This window comes from Acidovorax sp. PRC11 (genome assembly GCF_031844105.1).
Taxonomy (GTDB): domain Bacteria; phylum Pseudomonadota; class Gammaproteobacteria; order Burkholderiales; family Burkholderiaceae_C; genus Paracidovorax.
Genome location: NZ_JAUZUQ010000040.1, coordinates 1 through 18,966 on the forward strand (window position 1 = coordinate 1; position 18,966 = coordinate 18,966).

An 18,966-nucleotide genomic window follows, 5' to 3' on the forward strand; every position below is an offset into this window, starting at 1 on the left:
CAGCGCGGCCGACAACACCGCGAGCAGCAGGATGAGCGAGGCAGCGCTGCTGGCTTCCCGTTTCGCTTCCGCGCTCGTGTCCGCCATCAGCCGTTGCTGATAGGCACTCAGTTCATCGAGCAGATCGAAGTACCGGCGCTGCAGCGGGCGCACGTCCTGCAGAAGCGCCTTCCGCGCGCCTGCGACGTCGTTCTGCTGCGCGAGCTCGGCCGCCCTGTCCACCGATTCCGAATAGGGCGTGCGGATCTGCAGGAGCTTTTCCAGCAGCGCGCGCCCGTTCGGCGTGCGGATGCTCTGCCCCAGCTGGCCGAATATCTCGGTATTGCGCGCCACGGCACGGTCGATGCGGCGCCGTTCCTCCGCGGTCTGCTGCGCGTCCTCCAGCAGCGCCATGTTGCGCAGCGCACGCGCCACGAGGTTCACGTTGTCCCGCGCTTCCTGCACGAGGATCACCTTGGCGATGCGGTCGGTGGTGAGTGTTTCGATGTCGTCGCTGACCGAGCCCAGCCGCAGCCGGCCGATGCCCGCCTGCAACAGGCCCAGCAGGATGACCAGGGTGAAGCCCAGTCCGAGCAGGGTGCCCAGCCGGATATGTCGAAGAGAATTCATGGGGTACTCCATTGACGGGCGGAGTGGTCTCCACCGCGGCTTGAAGTAACCAATTGTTCAATAATCGCGAAAATATTTCTCGAATTGCCCGCAGTTTCCACATTTTTGGTGTGGATTGGCGAAGTTATCTGACAAATTCGATGCTATCGGGACGCATTTCCAAGACTTGACGGGCATGGCATGGCGTGGCGATCGCGGCAACGCGGCCGGCTTTCGGACGGGGGCCGGCCGATGGCGAGAATGGGGATCTCCCTCTCCCATGCCGCCAGAACGACCATGTGCGCCACCAGAACCCGCAAGCCGCAGGACGCCGCGTCGGCGCCTGCTCCTCGCCCTGCCGCTGCTCCGCCCTCCCAGGCCGCCTCCACCGCCATGCCGGAAGCGAGCATCGACCGCACCGACCGCGCGATCCTGCGCACGCTGCAGCGCGATGCCTCCCTCTCCAATGTGGCGCTCGCGTCGAGGGTGCATCTGAGCCCGCCGGCCTGCCTGCGCCGCGTGGAGCGCCTGAAGCGGCTGGGCCTGATCGACCGCACGGTCGCGCTGCTGCACCCGCGCGCGGTGGGCGCCGGCATGCTGGTGATGATCGGCGTGGTGCTCGACCGTTCCACGCCGGAATCGTTCGCCGCGTTCGAGGAGGCGGTGGCGCGGATTTCCGGCTGCATGGAATGCCACCTCGTGACGGGCGAGTTCGACTACTTCATGCTCGTGCGCACCCGCGACAGCGACAGCTTCAACCGGCTGCACGCGGAACAGCTGCTCTACCTGCCGGGCGTGCGGCAGGTGCGCTCGTTCATGGCGCTGCGCAACGTGGTGTCCACCACGGAGCTGCCGCTGGCCATCTGAGGGGCCCGGCGCCGCACCGCCGTCAGGGCTGGCGGATCATGTGCGGGTAGATCAGGCCGTAGCGGCCGGCCAGGCCCGGCGCGACGTTGGGATTGGTCAGCTTGGTGAACGCGGCGCCGATCACGGGCAGCCCGGAAGGATCGCTGACCTGCAGCGTGGCCCAGCCGGACTGGAAGCCGTTGCGCAGCGGAGAGCGCGCCACCGAGGTGGACAGCGGCGAGACGCCGTTGAACGCCGCCACCGACACCGCGCCGCACAGGCGCGGCACCAGGGGCAGGGTGGAGGGGATCGCGGCACCGTTGGTGGACACCGAAGCCTCGCGCGAGAACACCAGGAACGACCAGCTGCCGTTGGCGCTGCACACCTGGTTGCCGGACACGGTGGTGTTGTCCGAATGGAAGAACTGGTCGCCCGTGCCGGCCGGCGGCACCACCGAGAACGTGCGCGCGCCGGCCGCGTAATCCATCGCCACGCTGTAGCGCTTGGTGGGCATGGCGAACACCCAGTCGGTCTGCGCGGAGATCGAGGGCTCGAGCGCGTACTGGTTGCGCACCTCGCGGGCGTTCAGCAGTTCCGACAGCTCCGTGGCCGTGCGGCGTGCATTGGCCTCCGATGCGGGCAGGTGGTAGGGCGTGGAGAGATCGGGCAGGTCGTACGCGCGGGCGGTGACCACCGCGGCCATGGTGGGCACGCTGGTGACGCCGTCGATATCCTTCTGGCGCACGGCGAACCCGGCCGACACCAGCAGCGGATCGGCCGTGAAGCGCTCGGGCTGGACGATCACCTGGTCGGTGGGCGGGAACAGCACGTAATTGCCGCGCCCCGGCTGGCCGGCCGCGTTCACGGCCTGCAGCGTGGTCATCGGCGACGAAAAGGTGGTCGCGCCCGGCACGTCGATGACGTACCAGGTGCCGCCCACGCCGCCCGACGGCGTGGCGAAGCCGCGGGCGGCCGCCGTGGCCTCGTCGCCGGCGTCCTGCTGCAGCGCGGCGTCGATGGCCGAGCCCGTGCAGGGCGCCACGTCCGCCGTCTGCCGGATCGCCGTGAAGAGCGCCGAGCGCTCCTCGCCGTTCGTCCCGTACACCGGCGTGGAGGGAATGTCGGCGGCGACGATGGCCTCGATCGTGCCCTCGCGCGTCTGGTTGGCCCGGTCGGCCGCGCCCAGGGCCGGATCGAGCCGGTCGGTGCCAAAGGGTTGCGGCACGCCGGCTGCGAGTTGGGGTGTAGTGCAGGAGCCGTCCGCGGTGGCGATCTGCGCACGGCCGTCGGCCCCGGCGGTGATCGCGCCGGTCCACATGTCGCCGGGCGACAGCAGCAGCGTCATCGAAAGCAGGCTGTCGCCGTTGGCGGCGCCGCGCACGCGCAGCTTGATCGCCTTGCCGTTGGAGAGGTCCGTGTTCACCAGGTGCAGCACGGTCATCTGGCCCTGCTGCGCGGTGAAATAGGGCACCAGCAGCACGTGCCCGAGCTGGTTGGGGGCGGGCTGCAGCCCGACCGCGTCCGTCGCGCCCAGCTGGGTGCGCGAGGGGGCGCCGCCGGTGCCGGCCACCACGCCGGCCAGGGCGGGCGCGGCGAATCCGCAGCCGCAGAGCAGTAGGGCGCCTGCGGCGCGGGCGAAGTTCGGGGCGGGCATGGGCTCCTCCTGGGTCTTGTGCGATCGGAAGGCCGCAGCCTAACCGATGGCGCGGCTCCCGTGAACGCCATGCAGACCCACCGCGCAGCAAAAGTATCGCCTGGCGGTACTGGCCGGGCGATATGCCGGCACCCCGTAGCTTTCCGGAAACCACCGCCGGCGCCGCTCCCATGATGCCGCCCATGTTCCACCACGGGCCGCAAGCCCCCGCTGCCATGCCGCGTCCTTCGCCTTCTCCGTCGTTTTCCGCCCCCCTCGTCCAGCGCGACACGTCCGCCTGGCAACTGCAGGTCTGGGTGTCGTTCGGCATCGCCGCGTCCTGCTGCGCGGTGGGGCTGGCCTGGCTGCCGGGCGAGCGGCTGCAGCAGATCTTCATGGTGATGGGCTATGTCTTCTGCCTCTCGGCCGTCTTCATGCTCGCCAAGTTCGTGCGCGACAACCAGGCCGCCACGCGGCGCGGGGCGGGCGATACGCCGCTTTTCAAGCTGGTGGTCTGGGGCGGCTTCGCCGTGGCGGTGGGGCTGACCGGCTGGGGCCTGCTGGACATGGACATCTCGCCCCCCTACAAGGCCTTCCTGGGCGTGAGCTGGCTGTATCTGCTGACCACTGCGTTCACGCTGGCGAAGATGCTGCGCGACCGCCATGAGGCCGATCTGGCCGAAGCCCGGCTGGCAGGCCGCCGCGATGCGATGCAGTCTGCCGCCGCAGAGACGTCCCTGGCTGCGCTGCAGGAGGCGCCCGTGGGCGCAGTGCGCCCGGACCGTGCCGTGAACTGAACCTGGGAGACCGTTGCCATGTCGCATTTCCCGTACCGCGGGCCCGTGCCTTCGCACCGCGCCCGCATCCTCCCCGCTGGATGGCGCCGCCGGCTGGCGGGAATGGCGCTCTGCGGTGCCGTGGCCATCGCCATCGCCTGCACGGCGGCTGCATCGGCGCCGGCACGGGCACAGAGCGAAGCGTCCCTCACGCTGTCGATGCTGCCGGTGGCGTCGGTCGTCGGGACAGCCTCCGTGGGCTCCACGGTGGCCGGCGCGGCGGTCGCGCTGCCTGCGGCGCTTTCGGTGGCCGGCGCGGTGCTCACCGTGCGTGCCGTGGAGGCCTCGGCGACCGGCACGGTCTATGTGCTGGAACGCGCTTCGGACGGTGCCCGCGTGAGCGTGGAAGTCACGGGCCGCGCCGCCTCGGGGATCGCCGCGGGCGTGGGCACCGTCGTCGCCTGCAGCGTCATCGGCACGGGCGTGATCCTGTCCGCCGCGGGCGAGGTGCTGGCCTTCGTGCCCAATGCGCTGGGTCGTGCGCTGCTGCACGACGAGCGGCTGTGAGGGGCCCCACCATGGCGGCGGCCGGGCTGGCCCTGGCCGCGGCGCTCGCGGCCGGCCCGGCCCACGCGGGGCGCTCGTGCGAGGCCCGCCGGCCCACGCCGCAGGTCATCGAGCGCGGCATGCAGCTGGCCGAGCGCACCGCACGGGCGCTCGATGCGGAGCACCGGCGCTCCGGCGCCCGCGTCGTGCTGCTGGCCCGTGCGGGCCAGGACCTGTCGAAGTACGGCGTGCACTATTCGCACATGGGCTGGGCCTACCGCACGCCCGAAGGGCACTGGCGCGTGGCGCACAAGCTCAATGCCTGCGGCACCGCTGAGGGCCACGTCCACCGCCAGGGCCTGGGGCAGTTCTTCATGGACGACCTCTGGCGCCACGAGGCCGCATGGCTGGTGCCGTCGCCCGAGGCGCAGGCGCGGCTGGCCGCGGTGCTGGCCGACCGGCCGCGCACCCTGGCGATGCACCAGCCCGCCTACAGCATGGTGGGCTATGCATGGGGCACGCGCTACCAGCAGTCCAACCAGTGGGCGCTGGAGACGCTGGCCGCGGCGATGGAGCCCGCCGCCGTGCGCACGCGCGGCGCGGCGCAGGCCTGGCTGCGTGACCGGGGCTATGCGCCGGCCGTGCTGCGCGTCGGCCCGCTCACGCGGCTGGGCGCGCGCGCCACGGCGGCGAACGTGGCCTTCGACGACCATCCCGACCGCGACCGGTACGCCGGCCGCATCGCCACGGTGACGGTGGATTCCGCCTTCGTCTGGCTGGAGCGTGCCGGGCTGGCTGGCGCGCCGGTCACGCTGTCGCTGGACGGCGGCGCGCGAACGGGCCCATAGTCGCCGCAGGACCGGGTGCTGCCGGTCCCGTGCGTCCCTTTTGCAGACAGCAAGAAAGAAGAAAAGGAGTTCCTTCATGGCGAAATCCCTGCGCCTGTCCGAGAAATGGTTCCGCCGCGGCCTGTGGCTGGTGGCGGTGGTGTTCGCGAGCTTCCTGATCGGGCTCGGCGGCACGCTGGTGGGCGATCTGCCGCGCGTGGAGGCGCCGCTGCAGCTCGACGATTTCCTCGACCGCCCCGCGGCGCTGGCACTGCGCACCGAGGTGGAGTCGTCCGAGGGGGCCGAGCGGCGCGCCCAGGCGGCGCTGGAGCAGGCGCGGCTGCAGCGCAGCAAGGCGCGCAGCGAAAGCCAGACCGCCCGCGAGAGCTTCGACAACTGGATCGCGACGCGCAGCGCCACGCAGCAGTCCGAGCACAACCCCGAGGTGGTGCAGCGCACGCAGGCGCTGGACGCGCTCAAGGCGCGTGAGCGCGAGACGCAGCAGGCGGTGGAGGCCCAGCAGCAGGCGGCGCTCGATGCGCGGCAGGCGGCAGACGCCGCACGGCAGCGGCTGGAGCAGCTGGAGGCGGGGGGCTACGAGCGGATGCGGGTGGCGCAGCGCAAGGTGGAGCTGCGCGTCTTCCTCTACCGGCTGGCGCTCACGCTGCCGCTGCTGGTGGCCGCGGGCTGGCTGTTCGCGAAGAAGCGCCAGAGCACCTGGTGGCCCTTCGTCTGGGGCTTCATCTTCTTCGCGGTGTTCGTGTTCTTCGTGGAGCTGGTGCCCTACCTGCCGAGCTACGGCGGCTACGTGCGCTATGCCGTGGGCATCGTGGCGACCGTGCTCGTGGGCCGCTACGCCATCCTGGCGCTCAACCGCTACCTGGAGCGGCAGCGCCAGGCGGAGGCGCTGCCCGACGCCCAGCGGCGCGAGGAGCTGAGCTACGACGTCGCCCTGGCGCGGCTGTCCAAGGGCGTGTGCCCCGGCTGCGAAAGGCCCGTCGATTTGAAGAACGAGGCGATCGATTTCTGCCCGCACTGCGGCATCTGCCTCTTCGACCGCTGCGGGAACTGCCGCACGCGCAAGAGTGCGTTCGCGCGGTTCTGCCATGCCTGCGGCACTGGCAGCACGCCAGCGGTCGGACCAGCCGCCGGGCGGTCGTAGGCGGGACGCGGCGGGAGTCGCAGGGAAATGCTGTAAGTGATATAAATAAAGTGCGAGATAGGACTTTTCAAAGGGGCTGGGTAAGCGGAAATTGATGTTTTCTTTAATAATGACAAAGAAATCAAATCATTTTTCGCTGTTCCTGAGAGACCTTCATGTCCCATCCGCCTGCCGTCGCTTCCGGCGACCTGCCCCTCGCATTCGCCCAAGCCATCCGGGCATCGCAAGCCTTCATCGAACTGGATGGCCGCGGCCATGTGGTGGTGGCGCACCCCGCCGTGCTGGAAATGACCGAGCATGCCGAGGCGGACGTCATCGGCCACCACTACCGGAGCTGCTTCCCGCGTGCGGCGCAATGGCTGGACGCCTGCTTCGCGACCGACGCCGCGGAGACGGTGCAGACCGCCACCGGCCGTCATTTCGGCAGCTGGAAGCGCAACTGCGTGACCCGCACCCAGGCCTTCATGCTGCGGGACGAGAACGGTGCGGTGAGGCAGGCCGTGCTGCTGCTGGAAGACGTGTCGGAGCAGCGGGCCGCGCTGCGGGAATACCAAGGCCATATCGACGCGATCGACCGCGCCATGGCCATCATCGAGTTCGACCTGAAGGGCCATGTCCTGAAGGCCAACCAGAACTTCCTCGACACCTTCGGCTACGCCGCCGAGGAAATCCTCGGTGTGCACCACCGCATCTTCTGCGACGCCGAGCATGTGCGCAGCCTTGACTACCGGGAGTTCTGGGAGCGCCTGGCCGCCGGTGAATTCCAGAGCAACGAGTACCGCCGCATCGGCAAGAACGGGCAGGACGTGTGGATCCAGGCGTCCTACAACCCCGTCCTCGACGAGGACGGCCGGCCGGTGAAGGTAGTGAAGTACGCCACCGACATCACCGAGGCCAAGCAGCGCAATACCGAGAACGCGGGCCGGGTGGAGGCCATCGGCCGTTCCACGGCGGTGGTCGAGTTCTCGGTCGACGGCACGGTGCTGACGGCCAACGCGCTGTTCCTCGAGACGATGGGCTACACGATGGAGCAGGTGCTCGGCCGGCACCACCGCATCTTCTGCCAGCCCGAATATGCCGAAAGCCCCGCCTACCGCGACTTCTGGCGCAAACTGGGCGATGGCGAGTTCGAGGCGGGCGTGTACCGCCGCATCGCGCGCGACGGGCGCGAGGTCTGGCTGCAGGCGTCGTACAACCCGATCTTCGACGGCGAGGGACGGCAGGTGAAGGTCGTCAAATACGCCACCGACATCAGCGCCGAGAAGATGCGCAACGCCGAATACGAGGGCAAGGTCAACGCCATGTCCCGCGCGCAGGCCGTCATCGAGTTCGACCTGGAAGGCAACGTGCTGCATGCCAACGCCAACTTCCTCGACGCGCTGGGCTACACCCTGCGCGAGATCGTGGGGCAGCACCACAAGATGTTCTGCGAGCCCGACTTCGTGCGCTCGTCCGAGTACCGCGACTTCTGGGCGAAGCTCAGCCGCGGCGAGTTCTACTCGGGCCTGTACAAGCGCATCAGCAAGCACGGCTACCCGGTGTGGATCCAGGCGACCTACAACCCGATCATCGGGCCCGACGGCAACCCGGTGAAGATCATCAAGTACGCCATCGACGTGAGCGAGCAGGTGGAGCGCGAGCAGCTGGTGCGCAACCGGGTGAACGAGATGGGCCACTCGATCCAGCAGCTGACCGAGACCATCGGAGAGATCGCGCGCACCACCCGCCATTCCACCGAACTCGCCGCCGTCACGCAGGCCGAGGCGCGGCGCGGCAGCCAGACGCTGCAGCGCTCCATGGAGGCCACCAAGGCCATCCAGGAATCGTCCGACGACATCAACGCGATCGTGCAGGTGATCGGCGACATCGCCAACCAGACGAACCTGCTGGCCTTCAATGCCGCCATCGAGGCCGCTCGGGCCGGCTCTCACGGCCTGGGCTTCTCGGTCGTCGCGGACGAGGTGCGCAAGCTGGCCGAGAAGTCGTCGCAGGCGACGCGCGAGATCACCAAGCTGATCGCCGAGTCGGTGGGGCGCGTGCGCCAGGGCGGCGACATATCGTCGCAGGCGGCGGAGAATTTCGAGCGCATCGTGCAGGGCGTGGAACAGACGACCGCGTCCATCGCCGGCATCCACGACGCGACCGAGGCGCAGACCGCCGCCACCCGCAACGTCGCCCAGCTGCTGGAAGAGCTGACACGGCTTTCGATGCGCATCCGCACGGATGCCTCGGGCCGGGCTGCGCCTGCGGCGCAGGTGGGCGCATGACGGCCGGCGCGACGGTGCTGCACTTCGGCATCGTCCGCGCTGCGGGGCAGGAGATCGCCATCGCGTCCAGCGAACTGGTCGAGGCCGTGGACATGCCCCCGCAGCTGCTTCCGCTGCCCGAGCCGTCCCCGCTGATGGCGGGCATGTTCCTGCTGCGCGGCCGGTTGGTGCCGGTGCTGGACCTGCAGCGGCTGATGGCCCCTGCCGCCACGCCTGCCGCCCCCCTGCCCACGCCCGCCGTCCGGGCGGGCCGGTGCCGACAGGTGGCAGTGGTGGCGCATGGCGGCCGGCGCCTGGGCATCGGCGTGGACAGCATCGCCGGCGTGCTGCGCGTGCCGCCGTCGGCCCTCACCGCGCTGGGCGGTGCGCCGGGGGGGCTGTTCGGCCACTGGGTGGTCACGCAGGATCCCGAGGCCCGCGCCCTGCCGGTGCTGCAGGTGCCCGTCCTGCTGGAGCACACGCCGGGCGTGGTGCCCGCGGTGGAGGCCGCGGAGGCCACGCCCGACGACACCGCCGTGCAGGCCGGCGCGGCAGCGCATCGGCACACCCTCGCATCCCTGCAAGGGCAGGTGCTGGCCTTCGACTTCGCCGACGTGCCCGACATCCTGCCGATGCCCGCCATGCGCGCCTTCTTCGCCGCGAGCGGCGCGTTGCGCGGGCTCGTGCCCTGGCGGGGCCATGAAGTCGCGGTGGTCGATCTGCAGCGGTTGCTGGGCACGGAGCATCGCGGGCCGGCCGCCGGGGCGGTCCTCCCGCCGGGCGCGTCGAGGCCCTTGCTGATGGTGCTGCAGCGCGGAGACCGGCGCATCGGCGTGCAGGTGGACGCGCTGCTGGGCATGGACATGGCGGCGCCCGACGCCACGGTGCCCCTGGGCGCCGGGGCCAGCCTGCATCCCGAATGCTATGCCGGGGCCCTGCGCACGTCGGCGCACGGCATCGCGGCGGTGCTGCGGCTGGAGGGGCTGCTGGCGCACCCGCTCGTCGCCGCCTTCCTCGGCAGCCAGCCCCCGGTGATCGGCGGCGCGCAGGCGGTGGCGGACGCGGCACGCGGCGATGCAGCGCGCACCACCTTCCTCGTCTACCGGGCCGGAGGCGACTGCGCCACGCCGCTCGCGGAGGTGGAGGAAATCCTCGACTACGCCACCCCGGCCGTGCGGATCGACAGCGCGGACAACGGCATGTGCGGAATGGTCGAGCGCCGCGGCCGGCCGCTGGAAGTGTTCTGCCTGCGCCACCTCCTGGGCAGCACCGCGGCCGAACCCACGGCGCAGTCGCGGGTGCTGGTGGTGCGGCAGGGCGAGCGGCTGCGCGGCTTCCTCGTGGACAGCCTGGTGTCGCTGGTCTCCGCCGATGCGTCCGCGCTGATCGGCCGCGAGGCGTCCGCGCCCGCCGGCGCCGTGCGGCGCGGGGGCAGCGGCCTGGGGCGCATGCTCACGGTGGGCAAGGGCGCCTGGGCCGTCACCTGCCGCCACGTGGCGCTGAACGCGCTCATGGCGCCGGCATCGCCCACCGCCTCCGGGTGTCTCACCCTGTAACCCGGGCCGGGACAGGAGGCGCGTTTCTCCTACACCTGCGGGGTGCGCATGTTTTCCAGACTGCAGGACTGTGCCCGCCCCTGGTGGCGGGCGACGTTGAACCCACCGATCGCATCGCAGGAGAACCCATGCCGCTCGACCCCCGCACTGCCGGCCCCCGCCCGCCCTTCAACGACCAGCAGCCGCTCACGCCGCCCGGCGCCGAGACCGACATGCATCCGCAGCCCGACTACGGCGCCGCGTCGTACCAAGGATCGGGCAGGCTCCAGGGCCGCCGCGCCGTCATCACGGGCGGCGACAGCGGCATCGGCCGCGCGGTGGCGCTGGCCTTCGCGCGCGAGGGCGCGGACGTGCTCATCGCCTACCTGCCCGAGGAAGAGGCGGACGCACGCAAGACGCTCGACATCGTCACCGCCGAAGGCCGCCGCGCGGTCGGCGTGCCGGGCGACATCCGCGAGGAGGCGCACTGCAACGCGATCATCGACCGTGCGCTGAAGGAGCTCGGCGGCATCGACATCCTCGTCAACAACGCCGCCTACCAGATGGCGCACGAGAGCATCGACGAGATCTCGGCCGAGGAGTTCGACCGCACCTTCCGCACCAACGTGTACGCCACGTTCTACCTGAGCAAGGCCGCGTCCAAGCACATGCCGCCGGGCAGCGCCATCATCAACACCGTCTCGGTGAACGCGGACAAGCCGAACAAGACGCTGCTGGCGTATGCCTCCACCAAGGGCGCGCTGCAGAACTTCACGGGCGGGCTCGCACAGCTGCTGGCCGACAAGGGCATCCGCGTGAACTGCGTGGCGCCGGGCCCGATCTGGACACCGCTGATCCCGTCCACGATGCCGATCGAGCGCGCGCGCGAATTCGGCAAGCAGGTGCCGCTGCAGCGCCCCGGCCAGCCTGCCGAGGTGGCTCCGGCCTACGTGATGCTCGCGTCCGACCAGGCCAGCTTCATGTCGGGCGCGACGGTGGCGGTGACGGGCGGCGTGCCCATCATCTGACGGCCGGGGCGGGGCGGGCGAAAAGATGCCCGTCCCCGTGCGGTGATGGGCTCTCGGACTTCAGCTCATCACCACCGGGCCGCCCTGCGCGATCGCGCGCTGGTACGCCGGGCGTGCGTTGATGCGGTCGCGGTAGGCCTTCAGGGCGGTGAACTCGACCGCGCCGCTGGCGCGCGAGATCGCCGCCTCCACCGCGAAGCTCATCTGGAAGTCGGCGATGGTGATCGCATCGCCCGCGAACCACGCGTGGCGCGCGAGGTGGTCCTCCATGAAGGCGAGGGCCGTGAGCAGGTTCGGATCGACCAGCTTCTTCTGCGTCTTGCCGCAGATCGCATAGGCCACCGGCCGCGCGAAGAACGGCATCGGCTGCAGCGGAATGGTCTTGAAGACCAGCTTCATCACGAGCCAGTTCATGAGCGAGCCTTCGGCGTAGTGCATCCAGAAGCGGCACTGCCGGTGCTCGGGCGTGCCTGCCTGCGGCACGAGGTGGGCCAGCTCGCCCGAGGCCTGCGCGCCGTAGCGCTCGGCGATGTGCTCGATGATCGCGCCGGATTCGGCGATCACCTCGCCTCCGTCCTCGATCACCGGCGATTTGCCGAGCGGGTGGATGCGCTTGAGTTCGGGCGGCGCGAGGCGAGTGCGCGGGTCGCGCTGGTAGCGGCGCAGGTCGTAGGCCACGCCCAGCTCTTCGAGGAGCCAGAGCACGCGCTGCGAGCGGGAGGTTTCGAGGTGGTGGACGGTCAGCATGGGCCGCATCGTAGGCGCTGCCCCGGCCGGGCGGCGTAGGCCGCCGCCCCACGCCCTGCCGCGCCGGCGGCCGGAACGTCAGACGCCGCGTGCGCGGTCGGCCGCGAAGCGGCGCCGGAATTCGCCGAAGCGGCCCGCGTCCAGCGACTCGCGGATCTCGCGCATCAGGTTCAGGTAGTAGTGCAGGTTGTGCACGGTGGTCAGCATGGGCCCGAGCATTTCGCCGCAGCGGTCGAGGTGGTGCAGGTAGGCGCGGCTGAAGCCGCCGCGCCCGCCGTCGGCCCAGGCCACGCCCTCGGTGCCGGCGCAGGCGTGGCAGGTGCAGGTCGGGTCCAGCGGCTGGTGGTCCGCCTTGTGGCGTGCATTGCGGATCTTCAGGTCGCCGTGGCGGGTGAAGATGGTGCCGTTGCGCGCATTGCGCGTGGGCATCACGCAGTCGAACATGTCCACGCCGTCGGCCACGCCCTGCACCAGGTCCTCGGGCGTGCCCACGCCCATCAGGTAGCGCGGCTTGTGGGCGGGCAGCCGGTGCGGCGTGTGCGCCATGATGTCCAGCATCTCGTCCTTGGGCTCGCCCACGCTCACGCCACCCACGGCATAGCCGGGGAAGTCCATCTCCACCAGCCGTTCCAGCGATTCCTGGCGCAGGTCCTTGTACATGCCGCCCTGCACGATGCCGAAGAGCGCATTGGGATTGTTCAGGCGGTGGAATTCGTCCTGGCTGCGGCGCGCCCAGCGCAGGCTCATCTCCATCGACTTGCGCGCCTCGGCCTCGGTGGTCTTGTGGCCCTTGGTCTCGTACGGCGTGCACTCGTCGAGCTGCATGACGATGTCGGAGTTGAGCGTGGTCTGGATCTGCATGCTCACCTCGGGCGACATGAACAGCTTGTCGCCGTTCACGGGGCTCGCGAAGGTCACGCCTTCCTCGGTGATCTTGCGCATCGCGCCGAGGGACCAGACCTGGAAGCCGCCCGAGTCGGTGAGGATGGGCTTGTTCCACTGCTCGAAGCCGTGCAGGCCGCCGAAGCTCTGCATCACGTCTAGGCCGGGCCGCATCCAGAGGTGGAAGGTGTTGCCCAGGATGATCTGCGCGCCCATCTCGTGCAGGCTGCGCGGCATCACGCCCTTGACGGTGCCGTAGGTGCCCACGGGCATGAAGATGGGGGTCTGCACCACGCCGTGGTTGAGCGTGAGCGTGCCGCGCCGCGCGTGGCTGTCGGGATCGGTCGCGAGAAGTTCGAATTGGAGCATGATCGGGCGATTGTCCCAGACGGCCCGGCGCGGGGCGCCACTACACTGGTCCGCACCACCGATCCCCGAAGAAAGGAAGTTCCGAACATGCTCAAGATCCTCGTCGCCGTCGATGGCTCCGACCTCTCGCTCGATGCCGTGCGCCACACGCTCGCACTGGTGCGCCAGGGCCTTGCGGCCACCGTGGTGCTCGCGCACGTGCAGGAGCCGGCGACGCTCTACGAGATGGTGGTCTCGCGCGATCCCGACCTCATCGCCGCCGCCAGCCTGGAGGCCGGCCTGCACCTGATGGCCCCGGCGCGCGCGCTGGTCGACGCGGCCGGCGTGCCCTGCGAATCCGAAGTGGGCGTGGGCGAGGTGGTCCCCACGCTGGCCGACATCGCCGAGCGCACGCAGTGCGCCCTCATCGTCATCGGCGCCCGCGGCCAGGGCGCCATCGCCAGCGCGCTGCTGGGCTCCGTCTCGCAGGCGCTGGTGCATGCGAGCCCGGTGCCGGTGACCATCGTGAAGCACGCCGACTTGTCCGCCACGGCGCAGCCGGCGGATCTGCCCGGAGGCGGCGGCGAGCCCGATCCGGTGTGAGCCGAGCCGAGGGAGGGTTCAGGCCGCCTTGCGGAAATCGTCCGATGACGTGCCGCTGCGCTGCAGCTTGCCGTGCGGCAGGCTCGCCAGGCGCGAGAACATGCGGCGGCAGTAGCCCGAGATCCACAGGCACTTGTTGAGTTCGTCCACCGGCAGCGGGCCGGAGACGACGACGATGTCGTTGGCGGCCTGCACCGCGCCGGAGGCCCGCAGGCGGCGGCGCGTGTGGTTGGCCCACGAGGTGATGCGCGAGGGCGTGCCGTGCTGGTGCACCTCGCCCGTGTGCTGGTCGAAGGCGATGGCCACGGTGTCGGTCTTGAGCTTGAAGCGGCGCTCGCCCGTGGCGGCGCTGGGAGCCTCGCGCATGTCGTACAGGTAGTACGCGCCGGATTTGAGTTGGTATTGCATGTCCATGTGACGACCTCCGTGCGGGCATTGTCGAGCGGCCCCGGATGGGTGATCGCGCGGAAAAAGCCGGAAACACCGCTCTTATCCGCGCCAGACGAGGGCCTGGAGGGCCCTTGGTTCTGCCGGGGCTCGGGAAGCGGCGGAAGACGCAGGCTGGAGGCCAGGACCGTGCAACGGGAAAGGGAGTGCGCCGCGCGTGCCATTCTCACGGCACGCCCCGTGGGCTTCAAGCCGCAATCCGTGGCAAACGGTAACGGGTTGTGATGGCGCAAAAAAAAGGCCGGGGCGTCCGCTCCCGGCCTCAGGGTGCCACGGGCCCGCTGCCCGGCGCGAGCGATCAGAAATCCACGAGGCTCAGGCCCACGCTGAACACCGTGCGCTTGCGGTTGTAGTCGGTGATGGTGTCGCCGTAGCCGGTGAAGAGCGCGGTGTGGAACCGCAGGTTGCTCTTGGCGCCGCCCAGGTCGTTGCCGACCGCGCGCATCCATTCCAGCCGCAGGGAGCCGCGCTGGGTGGAGCCGAACGAATTGCGCGCCGTGAGCGACAGGTTGTTGTCGCGGTCGTAGTTCCAGCCGACCTGCAGCTCTCCGCGGCCCATGTACTCGACGATGTCCGGGTTGTCGTCGTCGCCCGCGCTTTCCTTCAGGCGCTTCCAGACGCGCGCGTTCACCGTCCAGCGGTTGTCGAGTTCCATGCCGGTCATCAGGTAGGCACGGTTCCAGCTGCGCGACAGCGGCAGGTTCTGGCCGTTGGACTGGTGCACCAGCCCGATGCCGCTGTAGCGCCAGCGCCAGCCGAAGGGCAGCTTGGCGTCGGTGGGGTAGACGTACATCACTTCCGGCTCGTGGTCGGTGGCGCGGAACGGGCGCGAGATGTCCGGGCTGAAGAGCTGCCAGTACGACTGCTGCGTGTAGCCGACCCACAGCGAATCCTTGAGCGTCGGGTGGCCCTGCGTGAGCAGGCCCTGCGCGAGCTTGGTGCGCACCGAGAGCTGGATGCGGGTTTCGGTGGTGCGGTAGTCGACGGCGGTGGCCGCGGTGTGGTCGGCCGCGGGCGAGGAGGGCCGGCGGTTCACCGTGTCGGAGGCCACGACCGAGATCGAGATCGGCCGGTAGCCGCGGAACCGGAAGGTGCCGCAGTCGCTGCCCGATTCCAGCTCCCAGAAGCGCGAGAGCGTGCTGTACTGCTCGTCGCGGCAGCCTTCCACCTGGGCGACGTCGATCACGCGCGTGGCCGGCAGCGTGGTGTCCACGGGCGTGGGCGGTGCGTTGTCGCCGGCCTGCGTGGCGGACGCCGTGGCCGGCTGGGATTTGCCGGCGGCCGGCGCGGGCGCTGCGGCGGTGGCGGGCCCCTGGCGCCAGGCCTGCTGGCCCGCCCACTGGTCGAAGCAGGCCAGGCGTGCCTCGCCGCTCGCCATCGCGGTGCAGCGCTGCCAGGCCGCGCCCGCGGCGCCGGAAGCCGGTGCCGGTGCCGGTGGCTGCTGGGCGAAGGCAGCGCCCGCGGGCGCGCAGAGCGCGATCGCCAGCGCGCCGAGGCGCGCCGGGCCGGCGGAGCGGGGCGGGCGCGTCATGGCGTGCCCGCCTGCCTGCGCAGCACGAACGGAAGGGGTCGGTTGTCTTGTGCGTTGGTCCATGTTCCGCGGATCTCCTTGCCGCAACTGCCGTCCACCACCCGGCCGATCCAGGTGGCGCTGATGTTCTTGCCGTTGAGCGATTCCTCGAGCGTGAGGTCGCCGTCGTCCACGTCGCCCGCGGCCTGGGCCGTGGCACCGTCGCGCTCCACCGTGCCGCGCACGCTCTGCGCGAGTTCCGGGTGGGGCCGCAGCACCACGCGCGCGGTGCCGCCGCCTTCCAGTTCCGCGCTCCAGGTGCCGATCAACTGGCGGTGCGTGGTGTCTTCCGCGTCCGGGCAGCCAGGGGTGGACGGGCGCGGAGTGGCGGCGGCGGCCGATGCCGCGGCGGGGCGGTGCTGCGCGGGCGCGCAGGCGGCGGTGGCGATGCAGGCCGCCAGCGCCGCTGCCCAGCGGGCAGCGCGGCCGGGGGCTGCGCGTCGGGAATCGTTCTCGGGCGTCATGGGTTGGGGGCGGGCTGCGCCTTGCGGGCGGCGAATTCGGCGCGCAGCGCTCGCAGCTTCTCGCGCGGGTCTTCGCGGGCGGTGTTCTTGTCCAGGCCCATCTCGGCGATGAAGCGGCTGGGCTGGGCGGCGACCATCTCGCGGCCCTTCTTGCGGCGCTTCGTCCAGCTCACGGCCAGGCTGCGCTGCGCGCGGGTGATGCCCACGTACATCAGGCGGCGCTCTTCCTGCAGGCGCTGCAGGGTGTCCTCGCTCACCTTCTGCTGGCGGCCCTCGTCGTCGTCGAGCTTGAAGGGCAGCATGCCCTCGGTCACGCCCACCAGCATCACGTGCGGCCATTCCAGGCCCTTGGAGGCGTGCAGGGTGGAGAGGACGACGAGGTCCTCGTCCTTCTCGCGCTCACTGATGGTGGACAGCAGCGCGATGGTCTGCGCCACTTCCAGCAGGCTCTTGGTTTCCTTCGCCACCACGGCGCCGGCGGTGTCCTCGATCTGCCCGCCCGCGCGCTGGCTCATCCAGTCGCAGAATTCGAGCACGTTGGTCCAGCGCGCGCCGGCCACGGTCTCGCTGTCTTCGCTGTCGTAGAGGTACTGCTCGTAGCCGATCTCCTTCAGCCAGTCGGTCATGAAGGTGCGCGCATCTTCGGCGCCATGGGTGTGCCGCGCCTTGTATTCCAGGTAGTTGATGTAGCGGCCGAACTCCATCACGCTCTCGTGCGCCTTGCGCGGCAGCACGGCTTCGAGCATGTGGTTGAAGAGCGCGCCGAACATGCTCACCTTGTGCTGCGTCGAGAACTCGCCGAGCTTGGCGAGCGTGGTGTGGCCGATGCCGCGCTTCGGGGTGGTGATGGCGCGCAGGAACGCCGGGTCGTCGTCGTTGTTGATCCACAGGCGGAACCAGGCGCACAGGTCCCTGATCTCCGCGCGGTCGAAGAAGCTGGTGCCGCCCGAGACCTTGTAGGGGATGCTGGCCTTGCGCAGGGCCTTCTCGAACGGCTTGGCCTGGTGGTTGGCGCGGTAGAGGATCGCGAAGCTCTTCCAGGGCGGCTGCGGATTGAGCGTGGCGCGCAGGCTCTGGATGCGGGCGACGGCGCGCTCGGCCTCGTGCTCCTCGTTGTCGGCGTCCACCACGCGCACCGGCTCGCCCTCGCCCAGTTCGGAGAACAGCGTCTTCGGGTAGAGCTTCGGGTTGGGCTGGATGACGTTGTTGGCCGCGCGCAGGATCGCGCTCGTGGAGCGGTAGTTCTGCTCCAGCTTGATGACCTTGAGCTGCGGGTAGTCGACCGGCAGCTTCTTGAGATTGTCCAGCGTGGCGCCGCGCCAGCCGTAGATCGACTGGTCGTCGTCGCCCACGGCGGTGAAGCGGCCGCGCTCGCCCACCAGCAGCTTGAGCAGTTCGTACTGCGTGGCGTTGGTGTCCTGGTATTCATCGACCAGCACGTGGCCCAGCGCCTTCTGCCACTTGGCGCGCACCTCGGGGAAGTCGCGCAGCAGGCGCAGCGGCATGCCGATCAGGTCGTCGAAGTCCACGCTCTGGTAGGCCGTCAGGCGCTCTTCGTAGCGCTGCATGATCACGGCGATGGCGCGCTCGTTGTCGTCCTTGGCCTGGGCGAGTGCCTGGGCGCTGTCGAGGCCGGCGTTCTTCCAGGCGCTGATGGTCCACTGCCACTGGCGCGCGGTGGCGATGTCGGTGGTGCCGCCGGCCGCGTCCTTGATGATGCCGGTCACGTCGTCGGAGTCCAGGATGCTGAACTGGGGCTTCAGGCCGAGCACGGCGCCGTCTTCGCGCACCATGCGCACGCCCAGGGCGTGGAAGGTGCAGACCAGCACGTCCTTGGCCGCGCGGCCGATCAGGTGCTGCGCGCGCTCGCGCATTTCCGCGGCGGCCTTGTTCGTGAAGGTGATGGCGGCGATGCGGCGCGGCTCCAGGCCGGTTTCGATCAGCCGGCCGATCTTCATCGTGATCACGCGCGTCTTGCCCGAGCCGGCGCCGGCCAGCACGAGGCAGGGCCCCTCCGTGTAGTGGACGGCCTGGAGCTGGGCGAGGTTGAGACCGGCGGACATGCGGCGAGCGGAGCGAAAAAAAGGGGGACGCGAAGGGGCGGGCAGGGAGGCGCGTTCCGCCGGCGGACGGCAACAAGCGGCCCGGGCCGGGGGAGGCGGGTGCCGATGATAACGGGCGGTCCGGAAACCCGGCCGGCGATGCGGCAGCGTCCTACAGCCGGGTCGCCGCGGCGCCACGGACCCGGAGCCCCCGCCGCGCCATCCCGGGCTGCGAGAATGCCGCGTGCTCTCCGTCCTGGCCGTCACCTTTCCGTTCTTCGCCCTGGTGCTGTGCGGCTACCTCGCCACGCGGGCCGGGCTGCTGCCGCTGCCGGCCATCCCGGGGCTCAACACCTTCGTGCTGTTCTTCGCGCTGCCGTGCATGCTGTTCCGCTTCGGTGCGCGCACGCCCATCGCCGAGCTGCTGGACCCGGCCGCCGCGGGCGTGTACCTGGCCTGCGGGCTGCTGCTGGTGGCCGCGTCGATCGCGCTCACGCGCCGGCGCCTGGGCTGGAACGACGCGTCCTTCGGCGCGCTGGCGACGGCGTTCCCCAACACCGGGTTCATGGGCGTGCCGCTGCTCGTGTCGCTGCTCGGGCCGGCCGCCGCGGGGCCGGTCATCCTCACGATGCTGCTGGACATGGTGGTGACCACCGCGGTCTGCGTGGGGCTGTCG

The 18,966-nt window shown here is 70.4% G+C and carries 18 protein-coding genes; 10 read left to right on the forward strand and 8 right to left on the reverse strand.

Going from position 1 to position 18,966, the window contains the following annotated elements; genetic code table 11:
• The coding region (locus tag Q9R47_RS23650) for an MCP four helix bundle domain-containing protein (RefSeq protein WP_311235560.1) at positions 1–609 on the reverse strand (609 nt) is incomplete at its 3' end.
• A 276-nt stretch (positions 610–885) separates the two neighbouring features.
• On the opposite strand from Q9R47_RS23650, the gene Q9R47_RS23655 reads away from it, so the two are divergent.
• Positions 886–1,455, forward strand: coding sequence for an Lrp/AsnC family transcriptional regulator (locus Q9R47_RS23655; RefSeq protein ID WP_404977207.1), 570 nt, complete (start codon positions 886–888; stop codon positions 1,453–1,455).
• 22 nt (positions 1,456–1,477) lie between these two features.
• Here Q9R47_RS23655 and Q9R47_RS23660 read toward each other — a convergent pair whose 3' ends face one another.
• Positions 1,478–3,088, reverse strand: a complete 1,611-nt coding sequence (locus Q9R47_RS23660) for a surface layer protein NpdA (RefSeq protein ID WP_311235561.1) — start codon at positions 3,086–3,088, stop codon at positions 1,478–1,480.
• A gap of 215 nt (positions 3,089–3,303) precedes the next feature.
• On the opposite strand from Q9R47_RS23660, the gene Q9R47_RS23665 reads away from it, so the two are divergent.
• The 7 genes from Q9R47_RS23665 to Q9R47_RS23695 all read left to right on the forward strand — a co-directional run bounded on the left by Q9R47_RS23665 (position 3,304) and on the right by Q9R47_RS23695 (position 11,187).
• Positions 3,304–3,864 (forward strand): YiaA/YiaB family inner membrane protein, encoded by a 561-nt coding sequence (locus Q9R47_RS23665; protein WP_311235562.1) that lies wholly within the window; start codon positions 3,304–3,306, stop codon positions 3,862–3,864.
• A 102-nt stretch (positions 3,865–3,966) separates the two neighbouring features.
• Entirely contained in the window at positions 3,967–4,410 is a 444-nt protein-coding gene (locus Q9R47_RS23670) for a hypothetical protein (protein ID WP_311235577.1), read from the forward strand.
• A gap of 11 nt (positions 4,411–4,421) precedes the next feature.
• Positions 4,422–5,237 (forward strand): DUF2145 domain-containing protein, encoded by an 816-nt coding sequence (locus Q9R47_RS23675; RefSeq protein WP_311235563.1) that lies wholly within the window; start codon positions 4,422–4,424, stop codon positions 5,235–5,237.
• 76 nt (positions 5,238–5,313) lie between these two features.
• On the forward strand, positions 5,314–6,378 hold the full coding sequence (locus Q9R47_RS23680) for a zinc ribbon domain-containing protein (protein ID WP_311235564.1): 1,065 nt from the start codon (positions 5,314–5,316) through the stop codon (positions 6,376–6,378).
• A 155-nt stretch (positions 6,379–6,533) separates the two neighbouring features.
• Positions 6,534–8,645 carry a PAS domain-containing methyl-accepting chemotaxis protein gene (locus Q9R47_RS23685; RefSeq protein WP_311235565.1) on the forward strand — a complete coding sequence of 704 codons (2,112 nt, stop codon included), beginning with the start codon at positions 6,534–6,536 and terminating at the stop codon, positions 8,643–8,645.
• Positions 8,642–10,180, forward strand: a complete 1,539-nt coding sequence (locus Q9R47_RS23690) for a chemotaxis protein CheW (protein ID WP_311235566.1) — start codon at positions 8,642–8,644, stop codon at positions 10,178–10,180. Before Q9R47_RS23685 ends, Q9R47_RS23690 begins: the two co-directional genes overlap by 4 nt.
• A 128-nt stretch (positions 10,181–10,308) precedes the next feature.
• Positions 10,309–11,187 carry an SDR family oxidoreductase gene (locus Q9R47_RS23695; protein ID WP_311235567.1) on the forward strand — a complete coding sequence of 293 codons (879 nt, stop codon included), beginning with the start codon at positions 10,309–10,311 and terminating at the stop codon, positions 11,185–11,187.
• Positions 11,188–11,247: 60 nt separating this feature from the next.
• Here Q9R47_RS23695 and Q9R47_RS23700 read toward each other — a convergent pair whose 3' ends face one another.
• Both Q9R47_RS23700 and tgt read right to left on the reverse strand, forming a co-directional pair.
• The gene (locus Q9R47_RS23700) at positions 11,248–11,934 is read right to left on the reverse strand and encodes a glutathione S-transferase (RefSeq protein WP_311235568.1); all 687 of its coding nucleotides are present in this window, start codon (positions 11,932–11,934) and stop codon (positions 11,248–11,250) included.
• A 78-nt stretch (positions 11,935–12,012) separates the two neighbouring features.
• The gene (gene tgt, locus Q9R47_RS23705; protein WP_311235569.1) at positions 12,013–13,185 is read right to left on the reverse strand and encodes a tRNA guanosine(34) transglycosylase Tgt; all 1,173 of its coding nucleotides are present in this window, start codon (positions 13,183–13,185) and stop codon (positions 12,013–12,015) included.
• An 87-nt stretch (positions 13,186–13,272) separates the two neighbouring features.
• Here tgt and Q9R47_RS23710 point away from each other — a divergent pair, with 87 nt between their 5' ends.
• Entirely contained in the window at positions 13,273–13,767 is a 495-nt protein-coding gene (locus Q9R47_RS23710; protein ID WP_311235570.1) for a universal stress protein, read from the forward strand.
• A gap of 18 nt (positions 13,768–13,785) precedes the next feature.
• Here the strand turns inward: Q9R47_RS23710 and Q9R47_RS23715 are convergent, their stop codons facing one another.
• The 4 genes from Q9R47_RS23715 to Q9R47_RS23730 all read right to left on the reverse strand — a co-directional run bounded on the left by Q9R47_RS23715 (position 13,786) and on the right by Q9R47_RS23730 (position 18,311).
• A complete protein-coding gene (locus Q9R47_RS23715) occupies positions 13,786–14,181 on the reverse strand; it encodes a hypothetical protein (RefSeq protein ID WP_311235571.1) in 396 nt (131 codons plus the stop codon).
• Between the two features lie 331 nt (positions 14,182–14,512).
• On the reverse strand, positions 14,513–15,808 hold the full coding sequence (locus Q9R47_RS23720; RefSeq protein ID WP_311235572.1) for a phospholipase A: 1,296 nt from the start codon (positions 15,806–15,808) through the stop codon (positions 14,513–14,515).
• Positions 15,742–16,248 (reverse strand): hypothetical protein, encoded by a 507-nt coding sequence (locus Q9R47_RS23725; protein WP_311235573.1) that lies wholly within the window; start codon positions 16,246–16,248, stop codon positions 15,742–15,744. The genes Q9R47_RS23720 and Q9R47_RS23725 overlap by 67 nt, the downstream gene beginning before the upstream one ends.
• A complete protein-coding gene (locus Q9R47_RS23730; RefSeq protein ID WP_311235574.1) occupies positions 16,245–18,311 on the reverse strand; it encodes a UvrD-helicase domain-containing protein in 2,067 nt (688 codons plus the stop codon). Before Q9R47_RS23730 ends, Q9R47_RS23725 begins: the two co-directional genes overlap by 4 nt.
• A 223-nt stretch (positions 18,312–18,534) precedes the next feature.
• Between Q9R47_RS23730 and Q9R47_RS23735 the strand changes: the two genes are divergently transcribed.
• A partial coding sequence (locus Q9R47_RS23735) for an AEC family transporter (RefSeq protein WP_311235575.1) occupies positions 18,535–18,966 on the forward strand: 432 nt, incomplete at its 3' end.

What these genes read in the sequence shown, in the direction of transcription:
- Q9R47_RS23655 (WP_404977207.1), top strand. Translation starts at nt 886, where the DNA reads ATGTGCGCCACCAGAACCCGCAAGCCGCAGGACGCCGCGTCGGCGCCT.
- Q9R47_RS23660 (WP_311235561.1), bottom strand. Translation starts at nt 3,088, where the DNA reads ATGCCCGCCCCGAACTTCGCCCGCGCCGCAGGCGCCCTACTGCTCTGC.
- Q9R47_RS23665 (WP_311235562.1), top strand. Translation starts at nt 3,304, where the DNA reads ATGCCGCGTCCTTCGCCTTCTCCGTCGTTTTCCGCCCCCCTCGTCCAG.
- Q9R47_RS23670 (WP_311235577.1), top strand. Translation starts at nt 3,967, where the DNA reads ATGGCGCTCTGCGGTGCCGTGGCCATCGCCATCGCCTGCACGGCGGCT.
- Q9R47_RS23675 (WP_311235563.1), top strand. Translation starts at nt 4,422, where the DNA reads ATGGCGGCGGCCGGGCTGGCCCTGGCCGCGGCGCTCGCGGCCGGCCCG.
- Q9R47_RS23680 (WP_311235564.1), top strand. Translation starts at nt 5,314, where the DNA reads ATGGCGAAATCCCTGCGCCTGTCCGAGAAATGGTTCCGCCGCGGCCTG.
- Q9R47_RS23685 (WP_311235565.1), top strand. Translation starts at nt 6,534, where the DNA reads ATGTCCCATCCGCCTGCCGTCGCTTCCGGCGACCTGCCCCTCGCATTC.
- Q9R47_RS23690 (WP_311235566.1), top strand. Translation starts at nt 8,642, where the DNA reads ATGACGGCCGGCGCGACGGTGCTGCACTTCGGCATCGTCCGCGCTGCG.
- Q9R47_RS23695 (WP_311235567.1), top strand. Translation starts at nt 10,309, where the DNA reads ATGCCGCTCGACCCCCGCACTGCCGGCCCCCGCCCGCCCTTCAACGAC.
- Q9R47_RS23700 (WP_311235568.1), bottom strand. Translation starts at nt 11,934, where the DNA reads ATGCTGACCGTCCACCACCTCGAAACCTCCCGCTCGCAGCGCGTGCTC.
- tgt (WP_311235569.1), bottom strand. Translation starts at nt 13,185, where the DNA reads ATGCTCCAATTCGAACTTCTCGCGACCGATCCCGACAGCCACGCGCGG.
- Q9R47_RS23710 (WP_311235570.1), top strand. Translation starts at nt 13,273, where the DNA reads ATGCTCAAGATCCTCGTCGCCGTCGATGGCTCCGACCTCTCGCTCGAT.
- Q9R47_RS23715 (WP_311235571.1), bottom strand. Translation starts at nt 14,181, where the DNA reads ATGGACATGCAATACCAACTCAAATCCGGCGCGTACTACCTGTACGAC.
- Q9R47_RS23720 (WP_311235572.1), bottom strand. Translation starts at nt 15,808, where the DNA reads ATGGACCAACGCACAAGACAACCGACCCCTTCCGTTCGTGCTGCGCAG.
- Q9R47_RS23725 (WP_311235573.1), bottom strand. Translation starts at nt 16,248, where the DNA reads ATGACGCCCGAGAACGATTCCCGACGCGCAGCCCCCGGCCGCGCTGCC.
- Q9R47_RS23730 (WP_311235574.1), bottom strand. Translation starts at nt 18,311, where the DNA reads ATGTCCGCCGGTCTCAACCTCGCCCAGCTCCAGGCCGTCCACTACACG.